The 18,417-nt window shown below is 59.7% G+C and carries 17 protein-coding genes and 1 riboswitch; of the genes, 9 read left to right on the forward strand and 8 right to left on the reverse strand.

What is annotated here, in order from left to right:
- Positions 1 to 24 precede the first annotated feature (24 nt).
- Positions 25 to 420, forward strand: a complete 396-nt coding sequence (locus AD668_RS25095; RefSeq protein ID WP_053163174.1) for a DUF1090 domain-containing protein — start codon at positions 25 to 27, stop codon at positions 418 to 420.
- A 69-nt stretch (positions 421 to 489) separates the two neighbouring features.
- Here the strand turns inward: AD668_RS25095 and AD668_RS25100 are convergent, their stop codons facing one another.
- Positions 490 to 939, reverse strand: coding sequence for a cytochrome c (locus AD668_RS25100; protein ID WP_053163177.1), 450 nt, complete (start codon positions 937 to 939; stop codon positions 490 to 492).
- A gap of 128 nt (positions 940 to 1,067) precedes the next feature.
- On the opposite strand from AD668_RS25100, the gene AD668_RS25105 reads away from it, so the two are divergent.
- Positions 1,068 to 2,243, forward strand: coding sequence for a murein transglycosylase A (locus AD668_RS25105; protein WP_053163180.1), 1,176 nt, complete (start codon positions 1,068 to 1,070; stop codon positions 2,241 to 2,243).
- A 91-nt stretch (positions 2,244 to 2,334) separates the two neighbouring features.
- Here AD668_RS25105 and AD668_RS25110 read toward each other — a convergent pair whose 3' ends face one another.
- Positions 2,335 to 2,718: an MAPEG family protein gene (locus tag AD668_RS25110; RefSeq protein WP_053163183.1), complete on the reverse strand. Its 384-nt coding sequence runs from the start codon at positions 2,716 to 2,718 to the stop codon at positions 2,335 to 2,337.
- Positions 2,719 to 2,767: 49 nt separating this feature from the next.
- Positions 2,768 to 3,601: an EamA family transporter gene (locus AD668_RS25115; RefSeq protein WP_053163187.1), complete on the reverse strand. Its 834-nt coding sequence runs from the start codon at positions 3,599 to 3,601 to the stop codon at positions 2,768 to 2,770.
- A gap of 277 nt (positions 3,602 to 3,878) precedes the next feature.
- Here AD668_RS25115 and AD668_RS25120 point away from each other — a divergent pair, with 277 nt between their 5' ends.
- The gene (locus AD668_RS25120; protein ID WP_053163192.1) at positions 3,879 to 5,048 is read left to right on the forward strand and encodes an MFS transporter; all 1,170 of its coding nucleotides are present in this window, start codon (positions 3,879 to 3,881) and stop codon (positions 5,046 to 5,048) included.
- 12 nt (positions 5,049 to 5,060) lie between these two features.
- On the opposite strand, the gene AD668_RS25125 is transcribed toward AD668_RS25120, so the two are convergent.
- Both AD668_RS25125 and AD668_RS25130 read right to left on the reverse strand, forming a co-directional pair.
- Entirely contained in the window at positions 5,061 to 5,948 is an 888-nt protein-coding gene (locus AD668_RS25125) for a formate/nitrite transporter family protein (protein WP_053163195.1), read from the reverse strand.
- Positions 5,949 to 6,120: 172 nt separating this feature from the next.
- Positions 6,121 to 6,525 carry an acyl-CoA thioesterase gene (locus AD668_RS25130; RefSeq protein ID WP_053163198.1) on the reverse strand — a complete coding sequence of 135 codons (405 nt, stop codon included), beginning with the start codon at positions 6,523 to 6,525 and terminating at the stop codon, positions 6,121 to 6,123.
- A 198-nt stretch (positions 6,526 to 6,723) separates the two neighbouring features.
- A riboswitch (S-adenosyl-L-homocysteine riboswitch) is annotated at positions 6,724 to 6,824 on the forward strand.
- 23 nt (positions 6,825 to 6,847) lie between these two features.
- On the opposite strand from AD668_RS25130, the gene ahcY reads away from it, so the two are divergent.
- From ahcY to AD668_RS25150, 4 genes are all read left to right on the forward strand, one after another.
- A complete protein-coding gene (gene ahcY / locus AD668_RS25135) occupies positions 6,848 to 8,257 on the forward strand; it encodes an adenosylhomocysteinase (RefSeq protein ID WP_053163201.1) in 1,410 nt (469 codons plus the stop codon).
- A 174-nt stretch (positions 8,258 to 8,431) separates the two neighbouring features.
- Positions 8,432 to 9,277: a methylenetetrahydrofolate reductase [NAD(P)H] gene (metF, locus tag AD668_RS25140; RefSeq protein WP_053163204.1), complete on the forward strand. Its 846-nt coding sequence runs from the start codon at positions 8,432 to 8,434 to the stop codon at positions 9,275 to 9,277.
- Between the two features lie 194 nt (positions 9,278 to 9,471).
- Positions 9,472 to 10,287, forward strand: a complete 816-nt coding sequence (locus AD668_RS25145) for an ABC transporter substrate-binding protein (RefSeq protein WP_053163207.1) — start codon at positions 9,472 to 9,474, stop codon at positions 10,285 to 10,287.
- A 225-nt stretch (positions 10,288 to 10,512) separates the two neighbouring features.
- Complete coding sequence (locus AD668_RS25150) at positions 10,513 to 12,384, forward strand: DEAD/DEAH box helicase (RefSeq protein ID WP_053163209.1); 1,872 nt, start codon at positions 10,513 to 10,515, stop codon at positions 12,382 to 12,384.
- A gap of 239 nt (positions 12,385 to 12,623) precedes the next feature.
- Here the strand turns inward: AD668_RS25150 and AD668_RS25155 are convergent, their stop codons facing one another.
- The 3 genes from AD668_RS25155 to AD668_RS25165 form a co-directional block, all read right to left on the reverse strand.
- Positions 12,624 to 13,211 carry a YceI family protein gene (locus AD668_RS25155; protein ID WP_053163213.1) on the reverse strand — a complete coding sequence of 196 codons (588 nt, stop codon included), beginning with the start codon at positions 13,209 to 13,211 and terminating at the stop codon, positions 12,624 to 12,626.
- Positions 13,212 to 13,243: 32 nt separating this feature from the next.
- Complete coding sequence (locus AD668_RS25160) at positions 13,244 to 13,795, reverse strand: cytochrome b (RefSeq protein WP_053163216.1); 552 nt, start codon at positions 13,793 to 13,795, stop codon at positions 13,244 to 13,246.
- A 322-nt stretch (positions 13,796 to 14,117) separates the two neighbouring features.
- Positions 14,118 to 15,869 carry a flavin monoamine oxidase family protein gene (locus AD668_RS25165; RefSeq protein WP_053163218.1) on the reverse strand — a complete coding sequence of 584 codons (1,752 nt, stop codon included), beginning with the start codon at positions 15,867 to 15,869 and terminating at the stop codon, positions 14,118 to 14,120.
- 225 nt (positions 15,870 to 16,094) lie between these two features.
- Here AD668_RS25165 and AD668_RS25170 point away from each other — a divergent pair, with 225 nt between their 5' ends.
- Entirely contained in the window at positions 16,095 to 17,501 is a 1,407-nt protein-coding gene (locus tag AD668_RS25170) for an adenosylmethionine--8-amino-7-oxononanoate transaminase (protein WP_053163221.1), read from the forward strand.
- Between the two features lie 179 nt (positions 17,502 to 17,680).
- Positions 17,681 to 18,400, forward strand: coding sequence for a 16S rRNA (uracil(1498)-N(3))-methyltransferase (locus AD668_RS25175; RefSeq protein WP_053163224.1), 720 nt, complete (start codon positions 17,681 to 17,683; stop codon positions 18,398 to 18,400).
- The last annotated feature ends 17 nt before the right edge of the window (positions 18,401 to 18,417 follow it).

An 18,417-nucleotide genomic window follows, 5' to 3' on the forward strand; every position in this document is an offset into this window, starting at 1 on the left:
CTTGCTTTCTTACATGGAGCTTTTATGAAACTTCTTTCACCGCTGGCCCTGTTGACCCTTTGCAGCGTGCTGGCCACTCCGCTGATGGCGGATGAAGAAGCACCGGGGCTGACCGGATGCGCCGCCAAGAAGCAAGGCATCATCAACCAGATCGAACTGGCCAAATCCCACGCTAATCTCGACCAACAGGCCGGTCTGGAAAAGGCTCTGAGCGAAGTCGAGGCAAACTGCACGGACGCATCGCTGAAAAAAGAACGGGAAAACAAGGTGCTCGACGCCAAGCATGAAGTCAGCCAGCGTCAGGCCGATCTCGACAAGGCCATGAAAAAAGGCGATCCCGACAAGATCAACAAGCGCAAGGACAAGCTCGCCGAATCCCGCAAGGAATTGCAGGAAGCGCTGGATGAATTGGATAAGTAACCGCTCGGCTTGAGATTAAAAGATCGCAGCCTACGCAGGAGCTGCCGAAGGCTGCGATCCTTTCCTGAATCAATGGTCCCGAAACGCCTTATGACATGCGCTGCAAGCATCTTCGACCTTCTGCACCGCCGGCCCCAGATTGCTGGCCTTGTAGGGCTGGACCTGGCTGGCAATCACCAATTCACCGGTGGCCGCCTCAAGGTCGCGGGCCATTCCCTGAAAGCGAGCCTGTTGCTCCCAGACATCGCTCGTGGCGCTGGTGTGATCTTCTTCGCGCACCTTCGGAAAATGTTTCCAGGGTTCATGGGACAAGGCATCAAGCTTCACCGCACCCTCGGCGAACTTCGGGCCGTCGAACGCAATACGCCCACGCAACATGCCCCCCAGATCTTCACCGGTCTTGAGCATCTGCTTGAAAATGGCCTTGCGTTGACCGAGCGGCGAGTTGGGGTCGACCCCGCCACAGGCGGACAGGGTCAGACAGACCAGCAATACAACAGAAAGTCTTTTAAGAGTCATGGTGGCTTCAGGTCACGGAAAACGGCGGCCAGTATCCTCGCCTGATCGGTAAAGACCAATAGCCCTATTATCAATACGGGTTGTTTGAGCGCATGGAGCACTCGGGCAACCGGCAAAGGAATCACTCCATGAACAGCCGTTTCAAGGCCTGGCGTCACAGCCTTGCCTGGACCCTTCCGATGGTGGCCGTGCTCGCAGGCTGCACCGGTGGAAGCGATGACAACAAACCGAAAACCCACGCCCTGGCCACGTACTCAAGCGCCACGTGGGAAGCACTCCCAGCGGTGTCCGACAGCGACCTCGTCGCCGGTTTCGGCTCATGGCGTAGCGCCTGCACGCGACTCAAGGCTGACGCTGTCTGGGGCGGCACCTGCGCCGCGGCTGCCAATGTGCCGCAAACCGCCAGCGACATTCGCGGCTTCCTCAAGCAGAACCTCGACGTCTACGGCCTGCGCGCCGCCAATGACAACCCGAACGGCCTGATCACCGGCTACTACGAGCCGGTCTACCCCGGCAGCCTGACCCAGACCGACGTGGCGAATGTCCCGGTGTATGGCGTGCCCGAAGACATGATCATCGTTTCCCTCGACAGCATTTATCCGGAATTGAAGGGCAAACGCCTGCGCGGCCGGCTCGAAGGCCGCGTGCTCAAGCCTTACGACGATGCAGCCACTATCGAGAGCAACGGGGTCAAGGCACCCGTCGTGGCCTGGCTGACCGACCCGATGAACCTGCAATTCCTGCAAATCCAGGGCTCGGGTCGCATCCAGCTCGATAGCGGGCGTCAATTGCGCATTGCTTATGCCGACCAGAACGGACACCCGTATCGCCCCATCGGACGTTGGCTGGTGGAGCAAGGCGAGCTGAAAAAGGAAGACGTGACCATGGGCGCCATCAGCACGTGGGCCAAGGCCAACCCGTCACGCATTCCTGAACTGCTCGGCAGCAACCCGAGCTACGTGTTTTTTACTCGCAACCCGGACAGCAACGAAGGTCCTCGCGGATCGCTGAACGTGCCACTGACTGCGGGCTATAGCGCAGCGGTGGATCGCAAGGTGATTCCGCTGGGGAGCCTGCTGTGGCTGTCTACCACCAAACCGGATGGCACGGCGCTGGTTCGCCCCGTGGCGGCACAGGACACCGGCGGTGCAATTGCCGGGGAGGTTCGAGCGGACCTGTTCTGGGGCACCGGCGAGGCGGCCGGGCAGTTGGCTGGGGACATGAAACAGCAAGGACAGATCTGGATGCTCTGGCCTAAAGGCGCGGCACTTCCGCAAGTGCCGCAGGTGGCTGACAAGCTCTAACAGCAAAAAGATCGCAGGCTGCGCCAGCTCCTACAGATGACTCGAAATCCAGTAGGGGCTGGCGCAGCCTGCGATCTTTTTGATCCAGCCTTTAAACAGAAACCACAAAGAAACTGATGATCAACCCCATCCCCACAAACCACATCAACGACCGCAACGTTGCCCAGTCCGCCAGATAGCAAATGATGTAAAGCAGTCGACTGGTAATGAACAATACCGCCAACACATTGATCGTCACCAACTCGGCATTGCCGGCCAGGTGCGCAACGATCACTGCGGCCGCGAACGCCGGAGTCACCTCAAAGCTGTTCAACTGCGCCGAATTCGCCCGCCTGCCCAAACCTTCCAGGGAGTCGAGAAAATCCCGAGGGTCATGGTTGTCTCTCAGCCTGTATCCGCCACTGACCTTCGCGACGCCCGTGCACAGGTAAGGCAGGAAGATCGCAATCAAAATGCACCACAGAGCAACCGTCATTACGCAGTCCCTTCTTCAAATTATAGAAAATCGCATCCATCAACGGTGATCAAAATTTCATCACCAATATGCCGATCAACACCAATCCACAGGCTAAGAGGCGCGGCCCGCCAAAAGGTTCTTTCAGATAACGCATACCGAACAGCACCACCAGAATCACACTGATCTCGCGCAGTGCCGCCGCTTCGGCAATCGATCCCAGCTGCATGGCCCACAGCACCAGAGCGTAGCTGAACAACACGCAGAATCCGACGGCCAGTCCCAACCGCCACTGCTCGCGCCAGAACAGCATGAACGCAGGTCGCTTGCGCACCCACGCCAGCAGCGGAAACGGCCAGGCACTGAGCAGGGTGACCCAGACCAGGTAATCCAATGGATGCGACCAGCGCCGCAGTGCCTGGCCATCGATGAAGGTGTAGCAGCCGATGCACAGACCGATCAACACCACCACCGGCAGCATCGACCACGGCAGACGCGCGCCACCACCGCCCTGCCAGAGCAGGCATAACATGCCGAAGGGAATCAGCAGGATTCCGAAAATCTGCTGATGGGTCAGCACTTCCCCGGCAAAGATCAGCGTCAAGGCCAGCACCACCAGCGGTGACAGGCCACGCATCAACGGGTAAACAAGCCCCAGATCCCCGACCCGATAAGCCTGGATCAGCAAATAGCGATAGAGCAGTTCGAACGCCGCCGACGCCAGTATCCAAGGCCAGATGTCCAGCGGCGGTAACGCCACGAAAGGCAGCATCAGAGCGACAAAAATCAGCGCCACGCTGTCCATGCAAGCCACTACCAGCAACCGCTCGGCACTGAACTTGATCAGGGTATTCCACGCTGCGTGCAACAGCGCCGCCACCAACACCAACGCCGTCGCAAGCACGGCCCACTCCTTTTATTGTCCCCCCCTTGTAGGAGCCGGCTTGCTGGCGAAGTGACCTTAAGAACGCCATCGCCAGCAAGCCGGCTCCTACAAGGGGGGGGGAGAGAATTGATTCGCCATATGTCAGTGGCTGTTTATACTGCAACCGACCACGCCGCACTCAGTTGCGCACGACTAATTCCAATAAAAATCCTGCCCTGGCCGCTCTCGTCGAGAACGGACACCGGTCTGCGTATGCCTGATCACAGCGTCAAGACTACCGACAGAGACCTTGCGCATGCCACTTGCTTTGCTAGCCCTCGCCGTTGCCGCCTTCGGCATCGGCACCACCGAGTTCGTCATCATGGGCCTGCTGCCCGACGTTGCACGCGACCTTGCCGTGAGCATTCCTCATGCCGGCTTGCTGATCACCGGCTATGCCCTGGGCGTCGTGTTCGGCGCGCCGATCCTCGCGGTCGGCACCGCCAACATGCCGCGCAAGGCCACGCTGCTGGGCATGACTTTGATGTTCATCCTCGGCAACATGCTCTGCGCACTGGCACCGAATTACGCCACGCTGATGGCCGCGCGGGTGGTGACTGCGTTGTGTCACGGTGCATTCTTCGGCATCGGTTCGGTGGTGGCTGCAGGGCTGGTCGCACCAAACAAACGCGCCCAGGCGATTGCCATGATGTTCACCGGCCTGACCCTGGCCAACGTGCTCGGCGTGCCACTGGGCACGGCCCTTGGACAATACGCGGGCTGGCGTTCGACTTTCTGGGCCGTGTCGGTGATTGGCGTGATTGCCGCCATCGCGCAATGGCTCTGGCTGCCCAAAAACATTGCAATGGACAAAGCCAACCTCGCCAGCGAATTCAAGGTACTGGGCAAGGCCAACGTGCTGTTGGCGCTGGGCATGAGCGTACTGGCTTCGACCAGCCTGTTCAGCGTGTTCACCTACATCGCGCCGATTCTGCAGGACATCACCGGTGTCAGTCCCCACGGTGTGACCATCATGTTGCTGTTGTTCGGCGTAGGCCTGACCGCCGGCAGCATGCTCGGGGGGCGACTGGCCGACAGCCGTTTGTTGCCGTCACTGGTGGGGATGGCACTGGCGGTCGTCGTGGTATTGGCGGCCTTCAGCCAGACCAGCCATTCGGTGATCCCGGCCGCCATCACGTTGGTGTTGTGGGGAATTTTTGCTTTTGCCCTGTGCCCGATCCTGCAACTGCTGATCATCGATCAGGCCCACGAAGCGCCGAACCTGGGGTCGACCTTGAACCAGAGTGCGTTCAATCTCGGCAACGCGGCCGGCGCATGGATTGGCGGGCTGGTGGTCGCCAGTGGTGCCGATCTGGCGGATCTGCCGTGGACCGGCGCATTGGTCAGCGTGCTGACGGTACTGACCGCGCTGTTTTTTATCTACCGCCAGCGTCGGGCCGCCGCCCCACTGAATGTGGCTGGCTGAGTGTCGTGATGTCTACTTTTTGAGCGACTGCGAATCAGGCGTCTGTGCTTGATTCGCAGGCGGTTTGGGCGGGCCGCTTTCGCTGCGAATCTGCGCATGGCTGATCAGCGCAAAGATGAAGCTGCCGCCGATGATGTTCCCCAGCAGCGTCGGTCCGGCAAACACCAGCCAGAAATCGCGCCATGGCAATTCCCCGGCAAACACCAGATAGGACACCTCCGCCGACCCCACCACAATATGCGTGAAATCCCCCAGCGCCATGAGATAGGTGATGAGGATGATGATCCACATCTTGGCGCTCTCCATGGACGGAATCATCCAGACCATGGTGGCAATCATCCAGCCGGAAACGATGCCCTTGGCGAACATCTGGCTGGCGTCGTTTTCCATGACCTTGCGGCCGATGTCGAGAAAGGCCACGTCGGTCTTGCTGTCGAAAATCGGCAGCTCCAGCATCACGTACGCCACCAGCAGGGTGCCGCAGAGATTGCCGACCAGCACCACCGTCCATAGACGCAACAAACGTCCGAAATTGGCCAGCGTCGGCTTGGTCATCACCGGCAGCACGGCGGTCAGGGTGTTTTCGGTGAACAATTGCTGACGAGCGAGGATCACCGCGAGAAAACCCGCGCAGTAGCCGAAACTCGCCACCACCTTGAACCCTTCGCCGTCCGGCAGACGCGAGTTGAGCAATCCCATGCCCATCAGCGACAGGCCCATGGTCAACCCCGCCGCCAGCGCCGACCACCACAACGCCGCAATGCTGCGCTCCAGTTCCTGATCGCCCTGGGTGCGAATGATCTCGTGCAATACCGCTGCACGGGGCGGCTGGTTCTTTTCGACTTCGTGCTCTTCTTGCGCCGAAAGATTCGGGGTCTTGCCTTTTTGTGCCGAGTTCATGAGCTGCGCAACCGGTGGCGGGTTATCTAGCTACGACACGCGGGGTTGGCCTTACGTTCTGTAGGAGCTGCCGAAGGCTGCGATCTTTTGATCTTGATTTTAAGCAGTCAGAGATGACGCCAGGATCAAAGTCAAAAGATCGCAGCCTGCGGCAGGTCCTACACGGCTCGCATTAAGAGCCGGTGTCGTCGTCCTGGAACTGGTCTTTGACGTACTTGATCTCGGTCCGGCCGTGCGGTGCGGGCAAGCCGTCTTCCCCGAGGTTGACGAAGACCATCTTCTCCACCGTCAGAATGCTTTTGCGGGTGATCTTGTTGCGCACTTCGCACGTCAGCGTGATCGAGGTGCGGCCGAACTCGGTGGCGGTGATGCCCAGTTCGATGATGTCGCCCTGGCGCGAGGCGCTGACGAAGTTGATTTCGGAAATGTACTTGGTGACCACGCGCTGGTTGCCCAACTGGACGATGGCATAAATCGCCGCTTCTTCATCGATCCAGCGCAGCAGACTGCCGCCGAACAAGGTGCCATTAGGGTTGAGGTCTTCGGGTTTTACCCATTTGCGGGTGTGGAAATTCATGTTCACTCCTGAGCGTCTTGCCGAATGATGGACGGTATCTTGGCAGAGCGCGGGCCAGAGCTCTATCACGCTTAAACTATGGGCTCGATTACCGTTCGGACATTGCCCAACAGAAACGCTTTGGAAGATCAGCATAGCCCGCTATAATCGCCCCCGTTTCAAAACGGTCATCTTCAATTGCTACCGTTTTCCCGCCACCTGTCCGAGGGGCGCTGCAGCAGGTTTGACCTGTCAGGCTCGGATGGGGCGTTGCCTGGCCTTGAGGCCGGACACTAAACGCACAACGGCGCCCATTCGCATACATTACGAATGGAGGCTCTTCATGAGCGCTGTCAACACGCCTGCAGATTTCAACGACTACAAAGTCGCCGACATGTCCCTGGCTGCCTGGGGCCGTCGCGAAACCATCATCGCTGAATCCGAAATGCCAGCCCTGATGGGTCTGCGCCGCAAGTACTCCGGCGAGCAGCCGCTCAAAGGCGCCAAGATCCTTGGCTGCATCCACATGACCATTCAGACTGCCGTGCTGATCGAAACCCTGGTTGCCCTGGGTGCCGAAGTACGCTGGTCGTCCTGCAACATTTTCTCGACTCAAGACCAGGCTGCAGCGTCCATCGCCGCTGCCGGCATCCCGGTTTTCGCCTGGAAAGGCGAGACCGAGCAAGAGTACGAGTGGTGCCTGGAACAAACCATCCTGAAGGATGGCCAGCCATGGGACGCCAACATGATCCTCGACGATGGCGGCGACCTGACCGAGCTGCTGCACAAGAAATACCCAGCCGTTCTGGACCGCGTTCACGGCGTGACCGAAGAAACCACCACCGGCGTTCACCGCCTGCTGGACATGCTGGCCAAGGGCGAGCTGAAGATCCCGGCCATCAACGTCAACGACTCGGTGACCAAGAGCAAGAACGACAACAAGTACGGCTGCCGTCACAGCCTGAACGACGCGATCAAGCGCGGCACCGACCACCTGCTGTCCGGCAAGCAAGCGCTGGTCATCGGTTACGGCGACGTGGGCAAGGGTTCCGCTCAGTCCCTGCGTCAGGAAGGCATGATCGTTAAAGTTTCCGAAGTCGATCCGATCTGCGCCATGCAAGCCTGCATGGACGGTTTCGAACTGGTTTCGCCGTTCATCGACGGTATCAACACCGGCACCGAAGCGAGCATCGACAAAGCACTGCTGGGCAAGATCGACCTGATCGTGACCACCACCGGCAACGTCAATGTTTGCGACTCGAACATGCTCAAAGCTCTGAAGAAACGTGCGGTTGTCTGCAACATCGGCCACTTCGACAACGAAATCGACACCGCTTTCATGCGCAAGAACTGGGCATGGGAAGAAGTGAAGCCACAGGTTCACAAGATCCACCGCACCGGCGCTGGCGATTTCGATCCGCAGAACGACGACTACCTGATCCTGCTGGCCGAAGGCCGTCTGGTTAACCTGGGCAACGCCACTGGCCACCCGAGCCGCATCATGGACGGCTCGTTCGCCAACCAGGTTCTGGCCCAGATCTTCCTGTTCGGCCAGAAGTACGCCGACCTGTCGCCAGCCCAGAAAGCCGAGCGTCTGACCGTTGAAGTACTGCCGAAGAAACTCGACGAAGAAGTGGCCCTGGAAATGGTCCGCGGTTTCGGCGGCGTCGTGACTCAACTGACCAAGACCCAGGCCGACTACATCGGCGTGACCGTTGAAGGTCCGTTCAAGCCGCACGCTTACCGCTACTGATTGGTTGATCGCGGTGTGCTGATACACCGCGTCGCCTGATTCGCCGGCAAGCCGGCTCCTACAAGGGACGGTCGTATGTGAGTAACGCGTACGACACAAATCCTGTAGGAGCCGGCTTGCTGGCGATTGCGGGCAAACCGGCTCACAGGCTTACGCGTTTTAAAGGGTATGACCATGTCCCAAGATCGTCGCTACAGCTTCGAGTTCTTCCCTACGAAGACCGATGCTGGGCATGAAAAGCTGCTCGCCACTGCTCGCCAGTTGGCTACCTACAATCCCGACTTCTTCTCCTGCACCTACGGCGCCGGCGGTTCGACCCGTGATCGCACGCTCAACACCGTGTTGCAGCTCGAAAGCGAAGTCAAAGTGCCGGCCGCGCCACATCTGTCTTGCGTAGGCGACAGCAAGGAAGACTTGCGCGGCCTGCTGGCCCAGTACAAATCAGCTGGCATCAAGCGCATCGTAGCGCTACGCGGTGACCTGCCTTCGGGCATGGGCATGGCCAGCGGTGAAATGCGCCACGCCAATGACCTGGTTGAATTCATTCGTGAAGAAACCGGCGATCATTTCCACATCGAAGTGGCCGCATATCCGGAGATGCATCCGCAAGCGCGCAATTTCGAAGACGATATCGCCAATTTCGTGCGCAAGGCCAACGCTGGCGCCGACAGTGCAATCACCCAGTACTTCTTCAACGCCGACAGTTACTTCTACTTCGTCGAGCGTGTACGGGCACTGGGCGTGAACATTCCGATCGTTCCGGGGATCATGCCGATCACCAACTACAGCAAGCTCGCGCGCTTCTCCGATGCCTGCGGTGCGGAAATCCCGCGCTGGATCCGCAAGCAACTGGAAGCCTTCGGCGACGACACCCAAAGCATTCAAGGCTTTGGTGAGCAAGTCATCACCGAGATGTGTGAACGCCTGCTGCAAGGCGGCGCTCCTGGCTTGCACTTCTACACATTGAACCAGGCTGAAGCGAGCCTGGCGGTGTGGAACAACCTGAAGTTGCCTCGCTAGAAAAGTCGTTCAAGCAAGATCAAAAGATCGCAGCCTGCGGCAGCTCCTACACGGGTTACACATCCCTGTGCAGGAACTGCCGAAGGTTGCGATCTTTTACTTTCAACGCACTTTTTTTGTGCAGTAATCCACGGAGTTAGAGCATCTGCGCTCGGTTTCTGGCTCTTTCCGATTTCTCGTCGTAATCTCAGCCCATGCCTTTGATCAAGCAGTTAATCGCCGTGCTTGCTTTCACTTGCCTGAGCTTCGCCGCTCGGGGCGAGAAGTTGCGTATTGTCACTGAACCGTGGGCACCTTACGTGTATGAGGACGGCGGCAAGGCTCTGGGTCTGGACTACGAAACCACCGCCATTGTGTTCAAGCGTCTGGGCATTGAAGTGGAATGGCAGTTCCTGCCGTGGAAACGCTGCCTGTCGATGCTGGAGTCCGGCCAGGCCGATGGCGCGCTGGACATTTTCCACAGCGACGAACGCGATGCGACCTTGCTCTACCCCAGCGAGCCCCTCTCTGACGTGCAGTTCGTAATGTTCTACGCCAACAACCGACCTCATCCGTTTCGCACGCTGGAAGATCTGCGCGGCCTGACTATCGGCACCTCGCCGGGCTACCTGTACAGCAAGGACTTCAGCGACTCGACGGTATTCACCCGCGAGCCGGCACCGAGCCACGAGGCCAACTTCGGCAAATTGGTTCGCGGCCGAATCGACCTGCTCATTACCGACCGCCGGGTTGGTCAACACTTGCTCGACGAGTTGAAAATCCGCGACAAGATCACCGAAAACCCGATGGTCATCAGCCAACAAAGCCAGTTCCTTGCCGTGCGCCGCAATGCCGGCATGGATTTGCTGGTTCAACGTTTCGGCGCAGAACTCAAACGTTTCAAGCGCGAACCCGCCTACGCCGAATTGAGCGCGCGCTATGGCGCGGAGCCGTCCGCCATCATGAAGAAAGAAAAAACCACCGCCGCCACAGAAAAAGCCGTTGAGCAGCATGAAAGCAGCGCGCAGTGATTGCTCTGTTATACTCCGGCCTTCCCGCCAGGCTCACGCCCGGACGCTCGGAATCGTTCAAGGCATCTATACCCCGCTACAGCGCAGCTTTGCAGCCCGCGCGAGCGCTCTAGACGAGCCTTCGTGACCGAAGCAGGACCGGACGGGATTGCGTTCCTCTTAAACGCTATTCGCGCCAGGCAAGACTCCCATTGGGCCAAGCCCTAACTTAGAACAGGATTACTCATGTCCTTTGCTTCCCTCGGTCTCTCCGAGGCTTTAGTCCGCGCCATCGAGGCAGCGGGCTATACCGAGCCTACTCCGGTGCAACAGCGGGCCATTCCCGCCGTGTTGCAAGGTCGCGACCTGATGGTCGCGGCACAGACAGGTACTGGTAAAACCGGCGGTTTCGCCCTTCCGATCCTGGAGCGGTTGTTCCCCAACGGTCATCCGGACAAATCCCAGCGTCACGGCCCGCGCCAACCGCGCGTACTGGTCCTGACCCCAACCCGCGAACTGGCGGCACAGGTGCATGAGAGCTTCAAGGTCTATGCCCGTGACCTCAAGTTCGTCAGCGCCTGCATCTTCGGTGGCGTCGGCATGAACCCGCAGGTTCAGGCCATGTCTCGTGGTGTCGACGTGCTGGTGGCCTGCCCTGGCCGTCTGCTCGATCTGGCCGGCCAAGGCAGCGTCGACCTGTCCCACGTGGAAATCCTCGTGCTGGACGAAGCCGACCGCATGCTCGACATGGGCTTCGTCCATGACGTGAAGAAGGTCCTGGCCCGTCTGCCGGCCAAGCGCCAGAACCTGCTGTTCTCGGCGACCTTCTCCAAGGACATCACCGACCTCGCCGGCAAGCTGTTGCACAACCCGGAACGCATCGAAGTCACGCCGCCGAACACCACGGTCGAGCGCATCGAACAGCGCGTATTCCGCCTGCCGGCCAGCCACAAGCGCGCCTTGCTGGCTCACCTGATTACCGCCGGCGCCTGGGAACAGGTGCTGGTGTTCACCCGCACCAAGCACGGCGCCAACCGCCTGGCCGAGTACCTGGACAAACACGGCCTGAGCGCCGTCGCCATCCACGGCAACAAGAGCCAGAACGCGCGCACCAAAGCCCTGGCCGATTTCAAGGCTGGCACCGTGCGCATCCTGGTCGCCACCGACATCGCCGCTCGCGGCCTCGATATCGACCAGTTGCCACACGTGGTCAACTTCGAACTGCCGAACGTCGATGAAGACTACGTGCACCGCATCGGCCGTACCGGCCGTGCCGGTCGTTCGGGCGAGGCGATTTCGCTGGTGGCGCCGGACGAAGAAAAACTGCTGAAAAGCATTGAACGCATGACCAAGCAGAAAATCGCCGACGGCGACCTGATGGGCTTCGATGCCAGCACCATTGAGGCTGAGAAGCCTGAAGTCCGCGAGCGTCCGGACATGCGCAACCCGCGCAATCCACGTGGCCCACGCGGCGACGGTCCGAACGGCGGTGGTGGCGGCGGCGGTCGCAAGGACAAAGGCAAGGACAAGGGCAAGGAAAAACCGGCAGGCGAGCGCGGCGAACGTCCGGCCCGTCAGCAAAAGCCACGTGAAGGCACTCCGGCTCGCGAACAGCGTCCGTCGCAGCCGCCACGCGCCGCCGCAGATCGTGCGCCGGACGAGTTCCTGGACGACGATATCGATAACTTCGGCAATCGCGTCGACTACGTGCCGCAGCAAAAACCTGCTCAAGGCCGTGGCCGCCGTCCAGGTGCTCCGGCACAAGGCACTGCGGCAGGTTCGGGGGCTCCGCGCTCCGGCAAGCCACAGGGCGGTCGCTCGAACGCTCCACGCAACAGCGACGGTGCCAGCACCGGTACGCCGCCAGCCAAGCGCAGCGGTCCACGCAGCGGTGCGCCGCGTGACGGTCAGGCCCGTCGTGAAGACTCGCGCAATCGCCGCCCGGCCCGTGACGATCAACCGCGTTCGGAACCGGCTGTGCAAAATCCGCGTGGCCCTGCGCCGAAGATCATGCACAAGGAGTCGAAGGCTGATCGCTTCCCGACACCTGAGCAGCTGGATCAACTGCCAAGCCGTCCTCGCGGCGAAAAACCGGCATTGCTGACCCGCAATCGCTGAGTTATCGCTGAAATAAAAAATGCCCCGGCTCGTGAGAGTCGGGGCATTTTTTATGGCGAAAAACCTGTAGGAGCCAGCTTGCTGGCGATGGGGGCGACTCGGTTTTGCTGTGTTGCGAAAGACGCTATCGCCAGCAACTCGATTTGGCTGTGTTGCGAAAGACGCTATCGCCAGCAACTCGATTTGGCTGTGTTGCGAAAGACGCTATCGCCAGCAAGCCGGCTCCTACGGGCTCAGCATTACTTCGCTTTCACACCTTCAAACGTCACGTACATTTCAACGGCATCGGACGATGGGCCCAGGTCTTTCTGCTTGCCGAAATCGGAGCGCTTGAGGCTGAAGGTACCCTCGAAGCCTGCACGGTAGCCGCCCCATGGATCCTTGCCTTCACCCAGGAAAGTGGCCTTGACCACGATTGGCTTGGTTACGCCGAGGATGGTCAGGTCGCCCGCTACGTCAGCTGTGTCCTTGCCAGCGGCGTTTTTACCGGTGGATTTGACGCTGGTGGAAACGAACGTAGCTTTGCTGCCATTCAGGAAGTCTTTGCTGGAGATGTGCTTGTCGCGCTCGGCGTTGTTGGTGAACACGCTGGCGGTGTTCACGTTGAACTCGATCTTGCTGTCTTCAGGCTTGGCTGCGTCGAAGCTGAACTTGCCGTCGATGTCCTTGAATGTCCCGGTGATGTAGCTGTAGCCCAGGTGGCTGATCTTGAAGTCAACGAAGGCGTGCTGGCCTTCCTTGTCGACGACATAGTCAGCAGCCATTGCGTTACCGGCGGACAACAGGGCCGAACCGATTGCCAGAGCGGCCAGAGTCTTTTTCAACATGCTTTGTTTTCCTTTGGAGTCGAGGTTGAACTTCAGGCTTTGCGACCCAGCATTCGCTTGAGGGTCACATCACGATCGATAAAGTGGTGTTTCAATGCTGCCAACGCATGGAGGCCGGAAAAAATTACCAGCGCCCATGCCAGGTACAGATGAATCACGCCAGCAGTGTCTGCCTGGTCCGGCAGTCCGGAGACCAGCGCAGGGACTTCAAACAAGCCAAACACCGGGATCCCGACACCTTCTGCGGTGGAAATCAGGTAACCGGCAATCATCACAGCGAACAGACTGAGATACAGAAAGCCATGGCCGAACCTGGCGCCAAGGCGCGTCGTGCGGCTGTAGCTGGACAAGGTCGGCGGCGGCGGGCTGATGAAGCGCCACAGTACGCGCAACACCATCACACCCAACAACACCAGGCCGATGCTCTTGTGCAGGTCCGGTGCATCTTTGCGCCAGGTGCTGTAGTAGTCGAGGCCGACCATCCACAGCCCCAGGGCGAACAAACCGAACACCGCCAGCGCTACACCCCAATGCATGAAGATGCTGACCCAACCGTAACGGGAAGTAGAGTTTCGTAGCTGCATTGCCCAAATCCTGTGAGAACTGCGACCAAGACTAAAGATTTATCTATCGAATTAAAGCCGAAAATTTCGCTTTGAAATATCGAGAAATACGATCAAGAGTCTGAAACAGGTGAGTTAAGGAAAGATTAAAGGCGAAATTGTGGCGGGGTGTGAATGAACTGCTTATAAAAAATCGTCGCCTGAACCGGTCTGATCGCGGGCAAGCCTGCTCATACAGGGTTTGCGCTGATCCTTGTGGGACGGGGCTTGCCCGCGAAAGCGATGGTCCAGGCAAAAAAAAGCGCGGCCCATGAGCCGCGCTTCTGTTCATCACGAAGTCTTGTTAAGCCTTCGCTTGCGTCGTAGCCGCTGGTTTGGTCGCCGGTGTCTTGGCCGAATCGGTTTTTTTCACCGGTGTCTTGGCCGGGGCTTTTTTCGCCTCGGTTTTCTTCGCAGGTGCTTTGGCCGGTGCTTTCTTCGCCGGCTCGGTTTTCACCGGGGCCACAGGCTTCGGCGCTTCAACCGGGACCGGTGCAGCTGCAGGGGCTGGAACTGGCGCCGGAGCTGGCGGTGCGACAGGCTCAGGTGCCTTGACCGGCTCTGGCTTCTTCTCGTCATCCGAACCGCCGAACAGGTTGCTGAAGAAGTTGCCCTTCTTCGCGGCAACCGCGCCAGCGCCTACCGCCGCTGCGGTGGCCGGAACCAGTTTTTCCGCTTCGAACGACTTGCCAGCGGCCATGTCTTCAACCTGAGCGGCCGCACGCTGACCGGTGCGCAACGCACCTTCCAGGGTGCCTGGGTACAGGGTGTCAGTGTGTTCGCCAGCAAAGGCTACGCGCTGGATCGGACGTTCCCACAGGCGCCAGAATTTGCTGATCTGGCCTGGGCCGAACGCCAGGTAAGCGCCACCCATCGAAGGGTCGGTACTGTAGCGACGGATTTCATAGCCGGTGAACGAGCCGCGCGCCTGTGGATAAAACGCGTGCAGACGAATCAGCACCTGGTCGACCATTTGCTTGTCGCCGAACGCCTGCATCACTCGCGCATTGTCGCCGGACAGGTTGATCACCACGTTGGCGCCGCCCTTCAGGGCTGGCTCGATCCACAGCATGCCCAGACCGGCGTTGCTGTAAATCTCACCGGACATGCGCGCTTTAGGCTCCCACACCGGCGTCTTGAACTTCAGCATGATCTGGTCGCGCCAGCCGTAGTTGGTGCCTTTGATCGCTGCCAGGTGCTGGGCGTCCAGTGAAGGGGTCATCTGGATCTTGTTCAGGGCGCGCAATGGCACGGCCAGAACCACGTAATCCGCCTGATAACCGACGCTGCCGACCTTGACGGTCACGCCGTCCTTGTCCTGGACGATGGCCGAGACGGGCGAGCTGGTCTTGATGGTTTTCAGCTGCTTGACGAAGGCCTGGGCCAGTACCGGGCTGCCACCGAGCAGACGCGAAGCGCGCAGGTCGCGGTCGGACACGCCACGGTAAACGCGGCTCTGCTGGGCGAAATACAGCAGCGAGATCCGCGACGGTTCGTCATAACGGGTACGAATCTGTTGGTTTACCAGCTGACGGGCAGTGGCCGGCAGATTCAGGCGATCCAGCCAGTTGGACACGTTGATCTGGTCCAGGGCGTGCAGGGTGCTGTTGGCCGACGGGTTCTGCGGGTCGTCGATCGAGCGCGCCAGATCGTCCACGGTCTTTTCGTAGCGCTTGAGCGCCTCGGCGGTGGCCGGTTGCTTGGTCGCCAGGTCGGCGGCGGAGAAATACTCGCCGTCGATCAGGTAGCTCGGAGTCCGCACGAATTCAGGCGCCGGCGTGGTGCTCAGCTTGAAGGTCGACACGTATTTGTTCAGCACTGGCTGGGCCTTGTCGTTGCCGATCCACTCACTGGTGGCCATGCCGGAGCGACCGCCCGGGCTCGACTTGGCTTCCAGCAGGGTGACCTGCCAGCCCTTGTTTTGCAGCTCGTATGCCGCCGTGAGGCCCGAGACCCCGCCGCCGATCACGATTGCGGTTTTATCCTTGGCCAGCGCAGACACGCTGAACAGCCCCAACATCACCAGCGCACAGGCGCGCAGCCAACCGACAGACATTCAGCGAACTCCGGAAATACACGAGGAAAACAGCGGTTTTTTTTGCAGCCAGACGGCTCAAGAACCGCGAAGAATACGTCAGCCATCAAAACGCCGCCAGCGACGTCTATCGACCTATACAAAGTAGCTCAATCGACACAATGGGTTGTCCCCGTGGCACGCATTGCATAGGCTTGCGCGATTGTAGGTCCGCGCTTGTCTCGGACCGCCTCCAGGAGAGTGAAAATGGGCCTGAATAATCAGTGGATGCAACGCGACCTCGCGGTGTTGTGGCATCCCTGCACCCAGATGAAAGATCACGAACAACTGCCGCTGATCCCGATCAAGCGCGGTGAAGGCGTCTGGCTCGAAGATTTCGAAGGCAAGCGCTACCTCGATGCGGTCAGCTCCTGGTGGGTCAATGTGTTCGGTCACGCCAATCCGCGGATCAACCAGCGCATCAAGGATCAGGTCGATCAGCTGGAGCACGTGATCCTCGCCGGCTTCAGCCATCAACCGGTGATCGAGCTGTCAGAGCGTCTGGTGAAGATGACACCGGAAGGCCTGACCCGGTGCTTCTACGCCGACAACGGCTCGTCCTGCATCGAAGTGGCACTGAAAATGAGCTTTCATTACTGGCTCAACCGCGGCCAGACGAACAAGAAGCGCTTCGTCACTCTGACCAACAGCTACCACGGCGAAACCATGGCCGCGATGTCGGTGGGCGACGTGCCGCTGTTCACCGAGACCTATAAAGCGCTGTTGATGGACACCATCAAGGTGCCGAGCCCGGACTGCTACCTGCGTCCCGAAGGCATGAGCTGGGAAGAGCACTCGCGCAACATGTTCGCCGCCATGGAACAGACCCTGGCCGAAAACCACGACACGGTCGCGGCGGTGATCGTCGAGCCGCTGATCCAGGGCGCCGGCGGCATGCGCATGTACCACCCGGTGTACCTCAAGCTGCTGCGCGAAGCCTGCGACCGCTATGGCGTGCACCTGATTCACGACGAAATCGCCGTCGGCTTCGGCCGCACCGGGACGATGTTCGCCTGCGAGCAGGCCGGCATCCGCCCGGACTTCCTGTGCCTGTCCAAAGCCCTGACCGGCGGCTATCTGCCGCTGGCGGCGTGCATAACCACCGACGAGGTCTACAGCGCGTTCTACGACGACTACCCGACCTTGCGCGCCTTCCTGCATTCCCACAGCTACACCGGCAACCCGTTGGCGTGTGCGGCAGCCTTGGCGACGCTGGATATCTTCGAAGAAGACAACGTCATCGAGAACAACAAGGCGTTGGCCCAGCGCATGGCCTCGTCCACTGCGCATCTGGTCGATCACCCGAACGTCAGCGAAGTGCGCCAGACCGGCATGGTGCTGGCCATCGAGATGGTCAAGGACAAGGCGAGCAAAGAAGCCTATCCGTGGCAGGAGCGTCGCGGCCTGAAGGTGTTCCAGCACGCGCTGGAGCGCGGTGCTTTACTGCGTCCGTTGGGCAGTGTGGTGTATTTCCTGCCGCCGTATGTGATCACCCCGGAGCAGATTGACTTCCTCGCCAAAGTGGCCACTGAAGGCATCGACATCGCGACCCGCGAAAGCGTCAGCGTGGCGGTGCCGAAGGACTTTCATCCGGGGTTCCGTGATCCGGGCTGATTGATTTCAACCGTAATCCTGTTGGATCTGGTAGACCGTTTTCGCTGGCAAGCCAGCTCCTACAAGGATTTGTATGTTCCACAAACTTTGTGTGCGGCACCTAACCTGTAGGAACTGGCTTGCCAGCTATAAGGTCGGTACGACCTTCAGATGATTTGTATCTTTTTCAGAGACCCAGCATGAGACTGTCCCGCTTCTTTATCGACGCCCCCCTGAGCATCGGCGAGCACGAACTGCCGGAGGCTCAGGCCCATTACATCAGCCGTGTGCTACGCATGGCCGAGGGTGATGCGCTGCAACTGTTCGACGGCTCAGGCCAGGAGTTTCGCGCCACGCTGGTCGACGTCGGCAAAAAACGCGTGGTGGTACAGATCGATGAAAATTTCGCCGGGCAGATCGAGTCGCCGCTGCAAATCCATCTCGGCCAGGGCCTGTCCCGGGGCGAACGCATGGACTGGGCGATTCAGAAGGCCACGGAGTTGGGCGTCACTGAAATCACCCCGATCTTCACCGAACGCTGCGAAGTCCGGCTCAAGGATGAACGCGCCGACAAACGCTTGCTGCACTGGCGTCAGGTGGCAATCAGCGCCTGCGAGCAATGCGGTCGCTCCACAGTGCCGGTGATCCATCCGCCGCTGCTGTTGGCCGACTGGTTGAAACAGACTGAAGCCGAATTGAAATTGGTGCTGCATCCGGTCGCCGAGCCATTGGTCAGTCACGCCAAGCCTGCGACCCTGGCATTTCTGATCGGGCCGGAAGGTGGATTGTCGGATGCTGAAGTGGATCAGGCCAAGGGCGCCGGCTTCCATGCTGCCCGCCTCGGCCCTCGGGTATTGCGTACCGAGACTGCGCCGGTGGTGGCATTGGCGGTGGCCCAGCAGCTTTGGGGTGACTTCTAGGGCCCTTTCGCTGGCAA

It is taken from the genome of Pseudomonas sp. P1.8 (assembly GCF_001269805.1).
Taxonomy (GTDB): domain Bacteria; phylum Pseudomonadota; class Gammaproteobacteria; order Pseudomonadales; family Pseudomonadaceae; genus Aquipseudomonas.